The organism is Embleya sp. NPDC059237 (genome assembly GCF_042754105.1).
Classification (GTDB): Bacteria; Actinomycetota; Actinomycetes; order Streptomycetales; family Streptomycetaceae; genus Embleya.
Genome location: NZ_JBHZAE010000015.1, coordinates 180,158 through 195,346, shown reverse-complemented (window position 1 = coordinate 195,346; position 15,189 = coordinate 180,158). Strand labels below are relative to the sequence as shown.

Annotated in this window: 13 protein-coding genes; 8 read left to right on the top strand and 5 right to left on the bottom strand. The window is 71.8% G+C overall.

Going from position 1 to position 15,189, the window contains the following annotated elements:
- Nucleotides 1-105 precede the first annotated feature (105 nt).
- The 4 genes from argS to ACFXKZ_RS37300 form a co-directional block, all read right to left on the bottom strand.
- Nucleotides 106-1,830 (bottom strand): arginine--tRNA ligase, encoded by a 1,725-nt coding sequence (gene argS, locus ACFXKZ_RS37315; protein ID WP_380007266.1) that lies wholly within the window; start codon nucleotides 1,828-1,830, stop codon nucleotides 106-108.
- A 72-nt stretch (nucleotides 1,831-1,902) separates the two neighbouring features.
- Nucleotides 1,903-2,511: a TetR family transcriptional regulator C-terminal domain-containing protein gene (locus ACFXKZ_RS37310; RefSeq protein ID WP_380007263.1), complete on the bottom strand. Its 609-nt coding sequence runs from the start codon at nucleotides 2,509-2,511 to the stop codon at nucleotides 1,903-1,905.
- Nucleotides 2,512-2,655: 144 nt separating this feature from the next.
- Complete coding sequence (locus tag ACFXKZ_RS37305; RefSeq protein WP_380007260.1) at nucleotides 2,656-4,053, bottom strand: gluconate:H+ symporter; 1,398 nt, start codon at nucleotides 4,051-4,053, stop codon at nucleotides 2,656-2,658.
- The gene (locus ACFXKZ_RS37300; RefSeq protein WP_380007257.1) at nucleotides 4,050-4,604 is read right to left on the bottom strand and encodes a gluconokinase; all 555 of its coding nucleotides are present in this window, start codon (nucleotides 4,602-4,604) and stop codon (nucleotides 4,050-4,052) included. Before ACFXKZ_RS37300 ends, ACFXKZ_RS37305 begins: the two co-directional genes overlap by 4 nt.
- A 153-nt stretch (nucleotides 4,605-4,757) precedes the next feature.
- Between ACFXKZ_RS37300 and ACFXKZ_RS37295 the strand changes: the two genes are divergently transcribed.
- From ACFXKZ_RS37295 to ACFXKZ_RS37285, 3 genes are all read left to right on the top strand, one after another.
- Nucleotides 4,758-5,486: a FadR/GntR family transcriptional regulator gene (locus ACFXKZ_RS37295; protein ID WP_380007254.1), complete on the top strand. Its 729-nt coding sequence runs from the start codon at nucleotides 4,758-4,760 to the stop codon at nucleotides 5,484-5,486.
- A 227-nt stretch (nucleotides 5,487-5,713) separates the two neighbouring features.
- Nucleotides 5,714-6,304, top strand: a complete 591-nt coding sequence (locus tag ACFXKZ_RS37290; protein WP_380007251.1) for a lytic polysaccharide monooxygenase — start codon at nucleotides 5,714-5,716, stop codon at nucleotides 6,302-6,304.
- Nucleotides 6,305-6,570: 266 nt separating this feature from the next.
- Entirely contained in the window at nucleotides 6,571-7,239 is a 669-nt protein-coding gene (locus ACFXKZ_RS37285) for a class I SAM-dependent methyltransferase (RefSeq protein ID WP_380007248.1), read from the top strand.
- A gap of 13 nt (nucleotides 7,240-7,252) precedes the next feature.
- Here ACFXKZ_RS37285 and ACFXKZ_RS37280 read toward each other — a convergent pair whose 3' ends face one another.
- A complete protein-coding gene (locus ACFXKZ_RS37280) occupies nucleotides 7,253-9,193 on the bottom strand; it encodes a DUF2264 domain-containing protein (protein WP_380007245.1) in 1,941 nt (646 codons plus the stop codon).
- A gap of 249 nt (nucleotides 9,194-9,442) precedes the next feature.
- Here ACFXKZ_RS37280 and ACFXKZ_RS37275 point away from each other — a divergent pair, with 249 nt between their 5' ends.
- The 5 genes from ACFXKZ_RS37275 to ACFXKZ_RS37255 all read left to right on the top strand — a co-directional run bounded on the left by ACFXKZ_RS37275 (nucleotide 9,443) and on the right by ACFXKZ_RS37255 (nucleotide 15,117).
- Nucleotides 9,443-10,627, top strand: coding sequence for a substrate-binding domain-containing protein (locus tag ACFXKZ_RS37275; RefSeq protein ID WP_380007242.1), 1,185 nt, complete (start codon nucleotides 9,443-9,445; stop codon nucleotides 10,625-10,627).
- A gap of 119 nt (nucleotides 10,628-10,746) precedes the next feature.
- The gene (locus tag ACFXKZ_RS37270) at nucleotides 10,747-12,081 is read left to right on the top strand and encodes an ABC transporter substrate-binding protein (RefSeq protein WP_380007239.1); all 1,335 of its coding nucleotides are present in this window, start codon (nucleotides 10,747-10,749) and stop codon (nucleotides 12,079-12,081) included.
- A gap of 131 nt (nucleotides 12,082-12,212) precedes the next feature.
- Nucleotides 12,213-13,118 carry a carbohydrate ABC transporter permease gene (locus ACFXKZ_RS37265; protein ID WP_380007236.1) on the top strand — a complete coding sequence of 302 codons (906 nt, stop codon included), beginning with the start codon at nucleotides 12,213-12,215 and terminating at the stop codon, nucleotides 13,116-13,118.
- Nucleotides 13,115-14,065, top strand: a complete 951-nt coding sequence (locus ACFXKZ_RS37260) for a carbohydrate ABC transporter permease (protein WP_380007233.1) — start codon at nucleotides 13,115-13,117, stop codon at nucleotides 14,063-14,065. Before ACFXKZ_RS37265 ends, ACFXKZ_RS37260 begins: the two co-directional genes overlap by 4 nt.
- 71 nt (nucleotides 14,066-14,136) lie before the next feature.
- Nucleotides 14,137-15,117, top strand: a complete 981-nt coding sequence (locus ACFXKZ_RS37255; RefSeq protein WP_380007451.1) for a hydroxyacid dehydrogenase — start codon at nucleotides 14,137-14,139, stop codon at nucleotides 15,115-15,117.
- The last annotated feature ends 72 nt before the right edge of the window (nucleotides 15,118-15,189 follow it).

The following is a 15,189-nucleotide window of genomic DNA, read 5'->3' as shown; positions in this document are numbered from 1 at the left end:
CGGTGCGGTTGCCGGCGGCGTGAGCAGGGCCTTCCCGGCGACGGGGAGTCGGGTCGCCACCCCCGCCGACTCCCTTGCCGGGAAGGCCCTTTCGCGCTGCGCGCATTACATGCGGTCGGGCGCCTCGATGCCGAGCAGGTCCAGGCCGAGCGCCAGGGTGCGGGCGGTGAGGTCGCAGAGGGTCAGCCGGGAGTCGCGGATCCCGGGCTCCGCGCGCAGTACCGGACACCTTTCGAAGAACGTGGTGAACGCGGTGGCCAGGGCGAACAGGTACTGCGTGAGCCGGTGGAAGTCCAGTGTTGCGCCCACCTCCTCGATCACCTCGGGCAGCGCGAGCAGGCGCAGGGCCAACTCCCGTTCGGCCGGCTCGCGCACGATCGGCACGACGTTCGGGTCCGGCGTCTCGATGCCGGCACGGCGCAGGATCGACAGGCTCCGGACCCGGGCGTACTGGAGATACGGCGCGGTGTTGCCGTCGAAGGCGAGCATACGGTCGTAGTCGAAGCGGTAGTCCTTGCGCCGATCCGCCGACAGGTCGCCGTACTTGACCGCGCCGATGCCGACCGCGCGGGCCACCTCCGCCCGGGTGTCCGCGTCCAGGTCCGGGTTCTTCCCGGCGATCGCCGCCCGTGCCCGGGCCACCGCCTCGTCGAGCAGGTCCACCAGCTTGATCGACGCGCCCGCCCGGGTCCGCAGGATCCGGCCGTCGTCACCCAACACGTAGCCGAAGTCGACGTGTTCGACCCGGGTGGGCGCGGGCAACCAGCCCATGGACCGCGCGGTCGCGAAGACCATCTCCAGATGCTCGCGCTGCGGTGCGCCGATGACGTACAACAGCCGAGTCGCGCCCTCCTCGCGCACGCGCTGCCGCACGGCGGCCAGGTCGGTGGCGGCGTAGTTGAAGCCGCCGTCGCTCTTGCGCACGATCAGTGGCAGCGGCTCGCCCTCGCGGTTGGTGAAGCCTTCGGGGAAGACGCACTGTGCGCCCTCGCTCTCGCGCAGCAGCCCGGCCGCGGACAACTCCTCGATGACGGACGGCAGTCGGTCGTTGTAGTGGCTCTCGCCGAAGAAGTCGTCCTCGGTGAGCCGCACGCCCAGGCGGGTGTAGACGGTGGTGAAGTACGCCTTGGACGCGGCGACCAGCACGTGCCACGGACGCAGCGTGCTCGGATCGCCCGCCTGGAGCGCGACCACCCGCCGGCGCGAGCGCTCACGGAATGCCTCGTCGGCGTCGAACGCGCGGCGGGCGGCCTGGTAGAAGCCGGTCAGGTCGCCGACGGACGACTCGTGCGCGGCCTCGGCCTCGCCGATGTCGAGCAGGTGCTCGATGAGCATGCCGAACGGGGTGCCCCAGTCGCCGAGATGGTTGCGCCGCAGCACGGTGTGGCCCTGCCACTCCAGGATCCGCACCGCCGCGTCGCCGATGATCGTCGAGCGCAGGTGGCCGACGTGCATCTCCTTGGCGGTGTTGGGGCCGGAGTAGTCGACGAGGACGGTCTCGGGACGGTCGGTGCGGGGCACGCCGAGCCGGGGATCGGCGGCGATGTCCGCGAGCAGTGTGCCGAGTCGGGCGGGGTCGAGGTCGAGTTCGATGAAGCCCGGTCCGGCGACGCGGGCCGTCGGGCACAGGTCGCCGAGTCGGGCCAGTCGGAGAACGTCGGCCGCCACCTCACGCGCGTCGCGGCCCAGTCGTCGACCCAGGCCCAGGGCCCCGTCGCACTGGAAGTCCGCGTGCCGGCCGCGGCGTATCGACGGGTCGACGGGCGTACCCGCGACCTGTGCGAACGCCGGGGCCAGCCGCTCGATCAGCAGCTTCTCCGGATTGACCATGCCCGGAAGTTAGCCGACTCGGCGTGCTGCGCTCACCTGGATTTCCGGCGCCTGCGCGGCGATCGGCGTTGTTCAGCGATCGTCGGCGGGCGGGGCCGGGCGGGTGATGCGGTCCAGTTCGGCGGTGAGGGTGCGGGCCGCGGTCGCGGCCGGCATGCGGTCGGGGTAGAGCAGGACGTGCACGCTCAATCCGTCGATCAGCGCGAGCAGGCAGGCGGCGACGGCGTCCACGTCGACGCCGTCGACGAGTTCGCCGTCGTCGCGGGCGTCGGCCAGCACGCCGCGCACGATCACGCGCAGGTCCTCGCGTTCGCGCCGGTTGTTCTCGGCGACCTTGGCGCTGACCCGGGCCCGGTGCCACATGGCCAGTTCGAGGACGGTTTCGTCGACCCGGTCCGCGTCGAGCGGGAGCAGGTCGGTCAGTCCCTCGCGCAGCGCGGCCAGACCGAAGCGGCCGGCGGTGAGGTCGAAGAAGCGCCGGGCGATGCGCCGGTGCGACCAGTGCACGGCGGCGAGCAGGACGTCGTCGGCGTCGGCCAGGCCGAGGTCGGTCACGGGGGGTTCGAGCGCGGCGGCGATCCGTTCGGGCGCGACCGCCGCGCCGCCGCCCGCGACCACCAGCCGGAAGGCGACGGCGCGCACCCGGTCCTCGTCACGAGCTGCATCCCGGGGACCCGACATACCGGCAGCCTACGGCCTGACCGGGCGATTCCGGTGGACCCGGCGCCCGGGGCGCGGGCGGCGTGCGTCGACCCGGCGATCGGTCCAGACCTTTGGTGAGCCACGACCCGACCGTCGTCGGGCCACGACACGACCTTCGTCGGGCTACAACACCAGCGACAACAACAGCACGAAGCCGCCCGCGACCACCGAGATGATCGTCTCCATCAGCGACCAGGTCTTGATCGTCTGACCGACGTTCATCCCGAAGTACTCCTTGACCAACCAGAACCCGGCGTCGTTGAGGTGGCTGAAGAACAGCGACCCGGCGCCCACGGCCAGGACGAGCAGGGCGGTGTGCGTGGTGCTCATGTCCGCCGCCAGCGGTGCCACCAGGCCGGCCGCCGAGATGGTGGCCACCGTCGCGGATCCGGTGGCCAGGCGGATGGCGACCGCGATCAGCCAGGCCAACAGCAGCGGCGAGATGGACCAGTCCTCGGAGATGTCCAGGATCATCCGGCCCACGCCGACGTCGACCAGGGTCTGCTTGAAGCCGCCGCCCGCGCCCACGATGAGCAGGATCCCGGCGATCGGCAACAGCGCCTTCTCGACGGTGGTCGCGAGCCGGTCGCGGCGAAAGCCCGCCGCCCGGCCGAGGGTGAACATCGCCACCAGCACCGCGGACAGCAGCGCGATCAGCGGTGAGCCGACCACGTCGGCGACCCGCTGGACCCGGTCGGCGGGATCGTCCACGACGATGTCGACCAGGGCCTTGCCGAGCATCAGTACGACGGGCAGCAGCACGGTGGACACGGTGACGGCGAAGCTCGGCCGGCGCTCCAACTCCTCCGAGGGCCGCTCCGGGGTGAGCTGCTCCGGCGGTGCGATGTCCACCCAGCGGGCGGCGTAGCGGCCGAACAGCGGACCGGCGATGGCCAGCGTCGGGATGGCGACCACCACGCCGAGCGCGAGCACCACGCCCAGGTCGGCGTGGATCGCGTCGATGGCGGCCAGCGGCCCGGGGTGCGGCGGGACCAGGCCGTGCATGACGGACAGCCCGGCCAGGGCGGGGATGCCGACCCGCATCAGCGAGTGGTTGCCGCGCTTGGCCACGAGCAGCACCACCGGGATCAGCAGGACCACGCCGACCTCGAAGAACAGCGGCAGCCCGATGATGCCCGCGATCAGCGCCATCGCCCACGGCATGGTGCGATCGCTCGCCTTGGCCAGGATGGTGTCCACGATCTGGTCGGCGCCGCCGGAGTCGGCGAGGAGTTTGCCCAGGATCGCGCCGAGCGCGATCAGTACGCCCACGCCCGCGACGGTGGAGCCGAGCCCGGAGGTGAAGCTCGCGATCGTCTTGTCCATCGGCGCGGCGGCGACCGCGCCGAGGACGAGCGAGCCGATGGTGAGGGCCAGGAAGGCGTGCAGCTTGAGGCTGCCGATCAGCAGGACGATGACGCTGATGCCGACGAGGACGGCCAGGCCCAGTTGGGCGTGTCCGGCCGAGGTGATCGGCGCGGCCGGAGCCGCCGCCAGTGCCGGCAGGTCGATGGTGCTCATGGGGTTCCCTGATTCGGATTCCGGTGCGTGTCCGGATTGCGTGATATCTCCAGGCGGCGCAGCGCGGCGACGGCCTGGGTGGTGAGGGTGGACGGGCCGGGCGTGATGTCGAGGGAGACACCCGCTTCGTCCGGCTCCAGTGGTTGCAGGTCGGCGAACTGCGAGTCGAGCAGCGTCTCCGGCATGAAGTGGCCGGTGCGCTCGTGCAGCCGTTCGGCGATCAGGGCGCGGTCGCCGGCGAGGTGGACGGTGACCGCGTCGGGCGCGGCGCGGCGCAGCCGGTCGCGGTAGGCCCGCTTGAGGGCCGAGCAGCCGACCACGCCTCCGGTGTCGGCGTGCGCGCCGAGCCAGTCGCCGATGGCGTCCAGCCAGGGTGCGCGGTCCACGTCGTCCAGTGGGATCCCGGCCGACATCTTCGCGATGTTGGCGGGCGGGTGGAAGTCGTCCGCGTCCGCGTAGGGCACCCGCAGTTCGGCGGCCAGGAGGCGACCGACGGTGGACTTGCCCGTGCCGGACACACCCATGACGACCACGACGTGGGGTGCGCTCATCGATACCTCGCTGTCTCGGCCCGGCCGGCCCGGCTCGTGCTCGGGCGCCGTCCCATACCCAAACCTAAAGGTAGTACTTAATCAAGCCTTCGATGCAATTAAGTCATACATAATTGCACCGGCTCGGCGGGCCCCGCCCAGTAGGGTGACGCCATGGAGAACGAGGGCCGGGGCTTGCATATGAAGGTGCTGGAATCCCTCGGGCCCGCCATCGCGGCCGGCGCCTACCCGGCCGGCACGGTGCTCCGCACCGACGAGCTGGAAGAGCGCTTCGAGGTCTCCCGCACCGTGGTCCGCGAGGCCGTGCGGGTACTGGAATCCATGCAACTGGTCGAGTCGCGCCGGCGGGTGGGGGTCACCGTGCGCCCGCCCGAGCAGTGGAACGTCTTCGACCCGTACGTGATCCGCTGGCGTCTGGCCGGTGCCGACCGGCCGCGCCAACTGCGGTCGCTGACCGAACTGCGCTCGGCGATCGAGCCCGCCGCCGCCGCGCTGGCCGCCCGGTTCGCCACGCCGGCCCAATGCGCCGCGCTGACCGGGCACGCGCTCGGCATGGTCTCCACCTCGCGCGGTCGACAGTTGGCGGCGTACCTCGTGCACGACATCGCCTTCCACCGGGAGATCCTCACCGCCTCCGGCAACGAGATGTTCGCCCGCCTGGGCGACGTGGTCGCCGAGGTGCTGAGCGGACGCACCCACCACCACGTGATGTTCCCCGACCCGGACCCGCCGGCCGTGACCCTGCACGTGCGGGTCGCCGAGGCGATCCGCGAGGGTGACGCGGCCGCCGCCGAGCGGTTGACCCGGGAGATCACCGTCGGGGCGATGGCCGAACTCGAGGTGCTGGCACCGGAGTCCGGGCAACCGGCCGGGCGCGGCTGACGTCGGGGATCACCAACCCCCCGATATCCTCCCGAAGATCACCAACCACCTTGTCCCAAAAGGGACTTCGTTACCCGCGCCGGCATCCGAACCATTGACCGATTGGTCTGGACCTCTTAACTTGAGGAACGTAATACGGATGTGAACACGCGGTGAAATGAGGCGTGCGACGCGGACCCGGACCGTTCGAACGTCCTTCGCATTCACTCGTCCCCAAGGAGAGTTCCATGCGTACAAGGACCATCCTGACGGCGATGGCCGTACCGGCCGTCTCGGTTCCCCTGATCCTGGCCGGCACCGCCAGCGGCCACGGGTGGGTCACCAGCCCGCCCAGCCGGGCCGCCTACTGCGCCAACGGCACCGTCACCAACTGCGGCGAGATCCAGTGGGAGCCGCAGAGCGTCGAGGGCCCCAAGGGATTCCCCACCCGCGGTCCCGCCGACGGCACCCTGTGTGCGGGCGGCAACAGCCGCTTCGCCGAACTGGACGACCCGCGTGGCGGCGCGTGGCCGACCTCCCAGCTGGCCTCCGGCGCAAGCAAGACCTTCACCTGGAAGCTCACCGCGCGGCACGCGACCACGTCGTTCCGCTACTTCATCACCAAGGCGAGCTGGTCGCCCAGCCAGAAGATCACCCGGGCCCAGTTGGAGAGCACACCCTTCCTGACCGTCCCCTACAACGGCGTACAGCCGGGTTCCGTCGTCTCGCACACCGGCACGATCCCCGGTGGGCGCAGTGGCCGGGCCGTGGTCCTCGCGGTCTGGGACATCGCGGACACCGGCAACGCCTTCTACCAGTGCACTGACGTGACGTTCTGATCCGGCAGCCCGAGTAGCCCGAGTAGCCCGGACGGTTCGGACGGCACACGATCGCGAACGTGCCGGTGGGTCGCCGCGATGCGGCGGCCCACCGGCCCACGCACGTTCGCGATGTCCTCCTCCGGCAGGCCCCGTTTGCCGACTCGGCAACAAGGTTTGTCACGCGACCCCCGTCGGGCGGAGCATGCGCACGGGCGACGGACCACGCGCCGCCCGCCCGGTCGCGCCGACCGGGCTCACCGCCATCGCCCTGGAGGACGTCCGCGATGACCGACGACAAGCCCCCGACCGCCGAGCCGCCGACCGCCCCGCTCACGCCCGCCGAGTCGTGGGATGCGCGCTACGCGGAGAAGGAGCGGATCTGGAGCGGCAAGCCGAACGCCCCGCTGGTCCGCGAGACCGCCGACCTGCCGCCCGGCCGCGCCCTGGACCTGGGCTGCGGCGAGGGGGCCGACGCGATCTGGCTGGCCCAGCGCGGCTGGCGGGTGACCGGCGTCGACGTCTCCCGGATCGCCCTGGAGCGGGCCGCCGTCCACGCCGAGGAGGCGCGGGTCGCCGACCTCGTCGACTGGCAGTGGCACAACCTGGACGAGACCTTCCCCGAGGGCGACTTCGACCTGATCTCGGCGCACTTCCTGCACTCGCACGCCGGCATCGACCGCGATCGCATCCTGCGCAAGGCGGTCGCGGCGGTCGCCCCGGGCGGGGTGTTGTTGGTCGTCGGGCACTGCGGACTGCCGCCGTGGGAGACCGACCCGACGCCCGACATGGCGCTCCCCACGCCCGACGAGGTGCTGGCCTCGCTCGAACTCCCGGACGGGGAGTGGGAGGTGCTGCGCAGCGAGGAGCACGAGCGCATCCAGAACGACCCCGAGGGCCGGCCGGTCACCCGCATCGACAACACGCTGATGGTGCGCCGCCTGCCGAAGACCTGAACCTCCCCGGCCGTCAGGCCGGTTCGTGGGCGACCGAGCACTCTCCCGACGCGGACACCCGGACCCGGCCGACGGTGCCGTCGCCCCACCGGATGTCCACACCCCACCCGGCGTCCGCGCCCGGCGCCGGCTCCGTCGCGCGCGGCGCCGGGCCGGGCGGGGTGTCGGCCCAGGTCAGGGACAGCACGGTGACCAGCGGGCCGGCCGTCGCGACGCCGTCGAGCGCGGGCACCTCGGCCGCCGCGCCGAACGCCGTCCCGTGCGGCGCCGGGTGGATCGTGGCCCGGTCCCAGCCCAGCAGACCGGTGAGGCCGGCGTGTACGGCGTCGGTGTGCACCCATGCCCGCGGTCCGTGCACCGAGGAGCGCAGGTCCGCGCCGAACGCCGCCGCCGGCGCCCACCCCGTCTCGCGCACCGCCGTGCCGGCCGGCGCCAGGACCCGGTGCACGCGCACCTCGTACGCACCGCGCACCACGGCGACCGACACGACCCGGGTGCCCGGAACCGGCTTCCCGTCGAGCGTGGGCACATGTGCCGAGGCCGCCCAGTGCGACCCGGCGCCCAGCGGCTCGACCCGGCCGCGCTCGGTGACCCGACCGTCGAGGACCAGGCCCAGGTGGTTGTCGGCGAGGTCGCCCTCGCGGGTGGGGCCGGTCGCCGCGGAGTAGGACAGGCGGGCGTACAGCGGGTCGTCGGGGGCGAGTTCGTCGCTCGGCGCGGCCGGCTGGTGGTCGGCGCCGTGGTTGAGCAACCGTGCCGAGCCCCCGCCGGAGTGTACGAGCAGACCCGGCCCGGGCAGCCCGAGCCCGCTGTCCGCGCGTTCCGTCTCGGCCGGCCCCGCGCACTCGCGCGCGGTCCACACCTCGTGGTCCTCGGGCAGCAGCAGGCCGACGAAGCCCTTGGCCGCCCAGTACGGCGACGCCGAGCCCGAATAGGACTGCACGGTCGCCGGGTCGGGGCCGTACCAGCCCAGGGACAGCAGGCCGTCCGGCGCCGCCGCGCCCCGATCGAGGAAGTGCCGCAGCACGCCGCTCGCCAGCCGCCGCGTGGTGCCGGGGGAGTAGGGCGTGGCGTCCACCAGCGCGCCCAGCCACAACGGAGCCGCCGCGGCGAACCGGTAGGTCAGCGAGCGCCCCTGGTGCAGCGGCGCGCCGGTGCGGTCGAACAGGCGGCCGTAGCCGGTCAGGAACGTGCGCAGCCGCTCGCGCCGGACCGGGTCGACCGGCTCGCCCGCCACCACCGCGCACAACAGCGGGTACAGGTGCAGGGCCCAGCCGTTGTAGTGGTCGAAGTAGCGGCCTGCGCCGTCGGTGTACCAGCCGTCGCCGACGTACCAGTCCTCGATGCGGGCCGGACCGCGCTCGATCGCCGCGCGGGACTGCTCGGGATACCGGCCGGCCGCCTCCAGGAAGGTGCCGACCGCGACCGGGAAGAGCCACCAGTTGTTGTTCACCGGCTCGTGCCGCAGGGCGCCCGCCAGCCAGTCGGCGGCCCGCTCCCGGGTGGGCTCGTCCAGCCGGTCCCACAGGTGCGCCTTCGTCAGATGCAGCGCCAGTGCCACCGACGCGGCCTCCACCATCGCCTGGCCGCGGTCGACCACGGCCGGCCAGGACTCCGGATCCGCCGTGCCCGGTGCGGCGGTTCCCGCGCGCAGACCGTCGGCGTACGGTTCGAGCAGGCCGGCCGGGACCGGCCGACCGGAGGCCGCGGCGCCGGCCGCGCGCAGCGCCGCGAGCAGGAAGGTGCGGGCGTACCCCTCCAGGCCGTCGGAGCGTACGCCCGACCAGCTGGTGCGGCCCGGCAGGGTGATCAGCGCGCCGCCGGGGGAGCGGTACGGGCGCACCGCCGCGAGCAGGCCGTCGGCCACCGCTTCCCAGTGCGCGCGCGTCCAACCGGTGTACGGGCTCAGCGTGCGGTCCTCCGGCGGGAGCACGAAGGGGTGCGGTGTGTTCACGGATCTCCTCGACTCGGCGGCTCGGCCGTCGGCGTTCTCGCGCCCACCGATCGACCGTTCGACCCGTTCGGCCGTCGACACGCTAGGTGGGGTCGATCGATCAGGTCAAGAGTCGGTTTGATCGAACGATCCTTTTCAATCAAAATCGAATGGCGATGCCCTAGGCTGAGGCGGCGGCCGGACAGCAGCCGGACGCCAGGGGGGCACGCCGGGCGCAGGCGTGCGCGACTCGGAAGGACGACGTCCACGGTGTTGGCGGAACAGCGGCAGGAACTCATTCTCAGGACGGCCCGCGAGCGGGGCAGCGTCAAGGTGGTGGAGATCGCCGAGGAGCTGGGCGTCTCCCTGGTCACCGTGCGGCGCGACGTCACCGCGCTGGTGGCGAGCGGGCTGCTCGCGCGGGTGCACGGCGGCGCCACCCTGCCGCACGCGCGCCCGGCCGCGCCCACCGCGGGCCGGCCTCCCGTGAACGGCCACGACGGCCCGACGATCGGCATGCTCGTCCCGTCCGCCACCTACTACTTCCCGGAGGTGGTGCGCGGCGCTCGGGACGCGGTCGAGGCGATCGGCGGCCGGCTCGTGCTGGGCATCTCGCGCTATCTGCCCGCAGAGGACCGCGATCAGGTCGACCAGCTGCTGCGCGGCGGCGTGGACGGGCTGCTGCTGACCCCCTCGCGCGCGCCGGGACCGGGCGGCGAGGACGCGTGGATGGGGCGCCTGCCGGTGCCGGTGGTCCTGGTGGAGCGCCGCGCCGAGATCGGCTCCGGGCTGGAACACCTGGACCGGGTCGCCTCCGACCACGCGCTCGGCGCCGCCCAGGCGGTGCGCCGGCTGGGCACGCTCGGCCACCGGCGCATCCTGCTCGTGGCCCGGTTGGGCAGCCCGACCACGCCCGCCGTGCATGCCGGGTACACCGCCGCGATGGCCGCGCTCGGGCTGACCCCGCCGGATCCGGCCGGGGTGGAGACGCCGCATCCGGGCGAGGATGCGGACGGCTTCGACCGGGCGGTGACGCGGGTGATCGAGGCGGCGCGTACCGGCGCCGCCACCGCCGCGCTGGTGCACAACGACCAGGACGCACTGCTCCTGGTGTCCCGGCTGCGGGCGGCGGGCCTGGACGTGCCCGGCGACCTGGCGCTGATCGCCTACGACGACGAGGTGGCCGCGCTGGCCGACCCGCCGCTGAGTGCGATCGCGCCGGCCAAGCACGAGGTGGGCCGGATCGCCGTCGAACTGCTTGCCGCGCGGCTCGCCGACGGCGACGAGGGACGAGCACCCCGACACATCTCGCTGGTGCCGAGGCTGCGGCTGCGGTCGACCACCGAGCCGGTCGACCCGGACGCGCCGACCGAGGCGAGCGGAGCGACCCTGTCCGCCGTACCGACACCGACCACCCCCTCGCGAACGAGCGAAACCGACCGAACCCCTGCGTGATCGAACGATCATAGCGAGTTTCGTTTTTCATCGATTGTTCATTTGCTCTTGACGCTGTTCGCTCCTGAACGAATGATGCTCGCTATCGCCTTCGATGCAGGTTCGACCCAGGAGCATCCATGCAGCGCACATCCATCCGACTCGGCACGGCTCTCGTCGGCATAGTCACCGCCCTGAGCCTCGTCACGGCCTGCGGCGGTGGCGACGACGACAAGAAGAAGGACACGGGCGCCGGCCCCGCCGCGGGCGGCGCCCCGGGGCAGAAGCAGGAGCTGAGCTTCTGGTCCTGGACCAAGGGCACCCAGGAAGTGGTGGACGCGTTCAACAAGTCGCACCCCGACATCCAGGTCAAGTACGAGCAGATCCCGTCCGGCAACGCGGGCGGCTACGCGAAGATGTCCAACGCGGTCAAGGCGGGCAACGCCCCCGACGTGCTGACCATCGAGTATCCGCAGCTGCCCGACTTCGTCAGCCAGGGCGCGGTGCAGGACATCACCTCGAAGGTGTCCGGGCTGAAGTCGAAGTTCCCCGCGTCGGTCAACAAGCTGACCGAACTGGGTGGCAAGACCTGGGCGGTGCCGCTGGACGCCGCGCCGATGGCGCTGTACTACCGCAAGGACTTCTTCACTGACCACAACATCGCGGTGCCCAAGACCTGGGACGAGTACCGGGCCGCCGCCGAGCAGGTCAAGAAGACCGACCCGAACGCCCGGATCGGCACCTTCTACCCCGACGACCCCAGCACCATGGCGGGCCTGACCTGGCAGGCCGGCGGCGCGTGGTTCGGCACCGAGGGCGAGTCCTGGAAGGTCTCGCTCACCGACCCCAACTCGCGCAAGGTCGGCGAGTACTGGAACAAGCTGGTCTCCGACGACCTGGTGCGCGTGCAGCCCTCGTTCAGCCAGCAGTGGAACGCCGACCTCAAGAGCGGCGGCACCGTCGGCATCGTCGGCGCCTCGTGGAGCGCGGGCGTGCTCAAGAGCAGCCAGCCCGACCTGGCCGGCAAGTGGGCCGTCGCGCCGCTGCCCGACTGGGGCACCCCGGCCAACGCCATGCTCGGCGGCTCGACCTTCGCGGTGAGCAAGGACAGCAAGAAGAGCAAGGCCGCGCTCACCTTCATCGAGTGGATGACCACCACCAAGGAGGGCATCTCCGCGCGGATCGCCTCCGGCACCTCCAGCGCCTACCCGGCCGCCACCGAACTGGTGCCCACCGCCTCGCAGTTCTTCGACACCGGCTACTTCGGCAAGCAGGACATCTACCCGCTGTTCACCGACGCCGCGGGCAAGGTCGGCGCCGGCTGGACGTGGGGCCCGTCGATGACGCAGACGAACACCATCCTCAAGGACCAGTTCGGCAAGCTCTCCAGCGGCGGCACCATCGTGGGCGCCCTGGAAGAGGCCCAGAAGACCACGGTCGAGGAGCTGAAGAAGCGCGGCATCTCGGTCAAGTAGCCGACCGACCGTCGACGCCTCGCGCCGGGCCCGCCCGGCGACGACGATTCCGGATCCGAGATCCGCAGGCCCCCGACGCGCGCCGCGCCGTCGCGCGTCGGGGGACCGCCACCAGGAAGCAGCTCCACTCCATGAACTCATCCCTGCGCGCCGGCCGCCGGCGCCGGAAGACCACCGCCGCCCTGTTCCTGACCCCGTTCTACGTGCTGTTCATCGCCACCATGATCGTGCCGATCGGGTACGCGATCTGGCTCAGCCTGTTCACCGAGAAGACCTCGGGCCTGGGCTTCGGCGGCACCAGACGGGTGTTCACCGGCCTCGGCAACTACGCCGACGCGCTCGGCGACGACAAGTTCCGCGACGGTTTCATCGCGATCGGCCTGTACTGCCTGCTGTACATCCCGATCATGGTCGGTGCCGCACTGGCGCTGGCGCTGCTGCTCGACTCGGCGCTGGCCCGGGCCCGCAGGTTCTTCCAACTCGCGCTGTTCCTGCCGCACGCGGTGCCCGGCATCATCGCCGCGCTGATCTGGGTCTACCTGTACACCCCCGGCCTGAGCCCGATCATCGACCTGCTCGAATCCGGCGGTCTGCACTGGGACTTCCTGGCCTCGGACACCGCGCTGTTCTCGATCGTCAACATCGCCACGTGGGAGTGGATCGGCTACAACATGATCATCTTCTACGCCGCGCTCCAGGCGATCCCGCGCGAGGTGGTCGAGGCGGCCACCGTCGACGGCGCCGGACCGGTGCGCATCGCGGTGTCGGTGAAGATCCCGATGATCCGCGCCGCCGTCGCCATGACGATGTTGTTCACCATCATCGGCTCGCTGCAACTGTTCACCGAGCCGTCCATCCTCAGCGACGCCAATCCGGCCGTCGGCAGCTCCTGGACGCCCAACATGTACGCCTACTCGGCCGCTTTCCGCGCCAACGACTTCGGCTTGGCCGCCGCCGCCTCGGTGCTGCTGGCCGTGTTCGCCGCGGCGCTGTCGTTCGGCGTCACCCGCCTGTCGTCCGGACGGAGGACCGCATGAGCACCACCGTGCAGCACCCGGGCTCGGGCGGCGCCGCGGCCGACGCGCCCGCGCCGACCCCCGCCCGCACCGGCCGACCCGCCCGCCGCCCCCGCGCCAAGGGCCGCGCCACCGAGGCGCTGATGTCCAGGATCGCGGTCAACGGCGCCCTGGTCCTGGCCACCCTCTACATGCTGCTGCCGCTGGCCTGGTTGCTGATCGCCGCAACCAAGGACATGGGCGGCCTGTTCGGCGGCGACGGCTTCGCCTTCGACGGATTCCACTTCACCGAGAACGTCAAGGCGGTGAACAACGAGAGCGACGGGATCTACTGGCGCTGGTACCTCAACAGCCTGCTGTACGCGGGCGTCGGCGCCGCTCTGGGCTCGTTCGTGAGCGTGCTGGCCGGCTACGCGTTCGACAAGTTCGACTTCCCCGGGAAGGAGAAGTTGTTCGGCGGCGTGCTGCTGGGCGTACTCGTGCCCACCACCGCGGTGGCGCTGCCGCTGTACCTGCTCGCCTCCAAGGTGGGCCTGGTCAACACCTTCTGGGCGGTGTTCATCCCGGTGATCGTCAACCCCTTCGGGGTCTACCTGGCGCGGGTGTTCAGCGCCGGATACATCCCCGGAGAGGTATTGGAAGCGGCCCGGATGGACGGCGCCGGCGAGATCCGCACCTTCCGCTCGGTGGCCCTGCCGATGATGATGCCGGGCTTCGTGACCATCTTCCTGTTCCAGTTCACCGCGATCTGGAACAACTTCTTCCTGCCCCTGGTGATGCTCTCCGACCAGAAGCTCTACCCGGTGAGCCTGGGCCTGTACTCGTGGAACACCAACGCGCACGCGTCGCCCGAGTTCTACCCGCTGGTGATCACCGGATCGTTGATGGCCGTCGTCCCGCTGGTCGTCGCCTTCGTCTCGCTCCAGCGCCACTGGCGTTCGGGGCTGTCCGCGGGGAGCGTCAAGTGACCGACGGTACGACTACCACCACCACCCGACTCGGCGGCCCGGAGCGGCGGCGACCGAGGGTATTGCTCGCGATGGACCCGGCCGTGGCCGCCCGCATCCTGGACGACGAGGCCCGGACCCGACTGGCCGCGCTCGCCGAGGTCGACCTGGACCTGATCGCGGCCGACTTCGCCGCCCCCGACGCGGTCGCGGCGCTGGCCGAGGCCGAGGTGCTGTTCACCTGCTGGGGCAGCGCGCCCCTGGACGAGGCGGCCCTGGCCCGTGCGCCGAGGCTGCGTGCCGTGGTGCACGCGGCCGGATCGGTCAAGCACCACCTCACCGACGCGGCCTGGGCGCGCGGGCTGATCGTCTCCTCCGGAGCGGCGGCCAACGCGCTGCCGGTTGCCGAATACACCGTCGCCGCCGTGCTGTTCGCCAACAAGCGGGTGCTGCGGATCCGGGACGCCTACCGCGCGGAGCGGCGCCTGGTCGACTGGGACGCCCGGTTCCCGGGGTTCGGCAACTACCGGCGCACCATCGGGATCGTCGGCGCGTCCCGGATCGGCCGGCGTGTGCTCGAACTGCTGCGCCCGTTCGACTTCGAACTGCTGCTGCACGACCCGTACGTGACCACCGATCAGGCCGAGGCACTGGGCGCGCGACGGGTGGACCTGGACGAACTGATGCGCCGCTCCGACGTGGTCAGCGTGCACGCCCCCGAACTGGAGTCCACCCACCACCTGTTGGACCGCCGCCGGCTGGCCCTGATGCGGGACGGCGCCACGTTGATCAACACCGCGCGCGGCTCGCTGGTGGACCAGGAAGCCCTTACGGAAGAGCTGGTGGCGGGCCGCCTGGACGCGGTCATCGACGTCACGGAGCCCGACGTGCTCCCGCCCGCGTCCCCGCTCTACGACCTGCCCAACGTCCTGCTGACCCCGCACATCGCGGGCTCCCTCGGCGGTGAACTCCGCCGCATGGTCGCCTCGGCCCTCGACGAACTGGACCGCTACACCCGGGGCGTGCCGTTCGCCCACGAGGTGGAACCGGCCACGCTCACACGCTCGGCCTGACCCCCCGTCCGCCCCGACGCCCGAACCCCGCCTTCGGGCGTCGGCCGGGGTCGACCTCGAATACCCGCTCCA

Coding starts and splice junctions, on each gene's coding strand:
- ACFXKZ_RS37265 (WP_380007236.1), top strand. CDS start 12,213: ATGAACTCATCCCTGCGCGCCGGCCGCCGGCGCCGGAAGACCACCGCC.
- ACFXKZ_RS37260 (WP_380007233.1), top strand. CDS start 13,115: ATGAGCACCACCGTGCAGCACCCGGGCTCGGGCGGCGCCGCGGCCGAC.
- ACFXKZ_RS37310 (WP_380007263.1), bottom strand. CDS start 2,511: ATGTCGGGTCCCCGGGATGCAGCTCGTGACGAGGACCGGGTGCGCGCC.
- argS (WP_380007266.1), bottom strand. CDS start 1,830: ATGGTCAATCCGGAGAAGCTGCTGATCGAGCGGCTGGCCCCGGCGTTC.
- ACFXKZ_RS37270 (WP_380007239.1), top strand. CDS start 10,747: ATGCAGCGCACATCCATCCGACTCGGCACGGCTCTCGTCGGCATAGTC.
- ACFXKZ_RS37290 (WP_380007251.1), top strand. CDS start 5,714: ATGCGTACAAGGACCATCCTGACGGCGATGGCCGTACCGGCCGTCTCG.
- ACFXKZ_RS37285 (WP_380007248.1), top strand. CDS start 6,571: ATGACCGACGACAAGCCCCCGACCGCCGAGCCGCCGACCGCCCCGCTC.
- ACFXKZ_RS37300 (WP_380007257.1), bottom strand. CDS start 4,604: ATGAGCGCACCCCACGTCGTGGTCGTCATGGGTGTGTCCGGCACGGGC.
- ACFXKZ_RS37255 (WP_380007451.1), top strand. CDS start 14,137: ATGGACCCGGCCGTGGCCGCCCGCATCCTGGACGACGAGGCCCGGACC.
- ACFXKZ_RS37305 (WP_380007260.1), bottom strand. CDS start 4,053: ATGAGCACCATCGACCTGCCGGCACTGGCGGCGGCTCCGGCCGCGCCG.
- ACFXKZ_RS37295 (WP_380007254.1), top strand. CDS start 4,758: ATGGAGAACGAGGGCCGGGGCTTGCATATGAAGGTGCTGGAATCCCTC.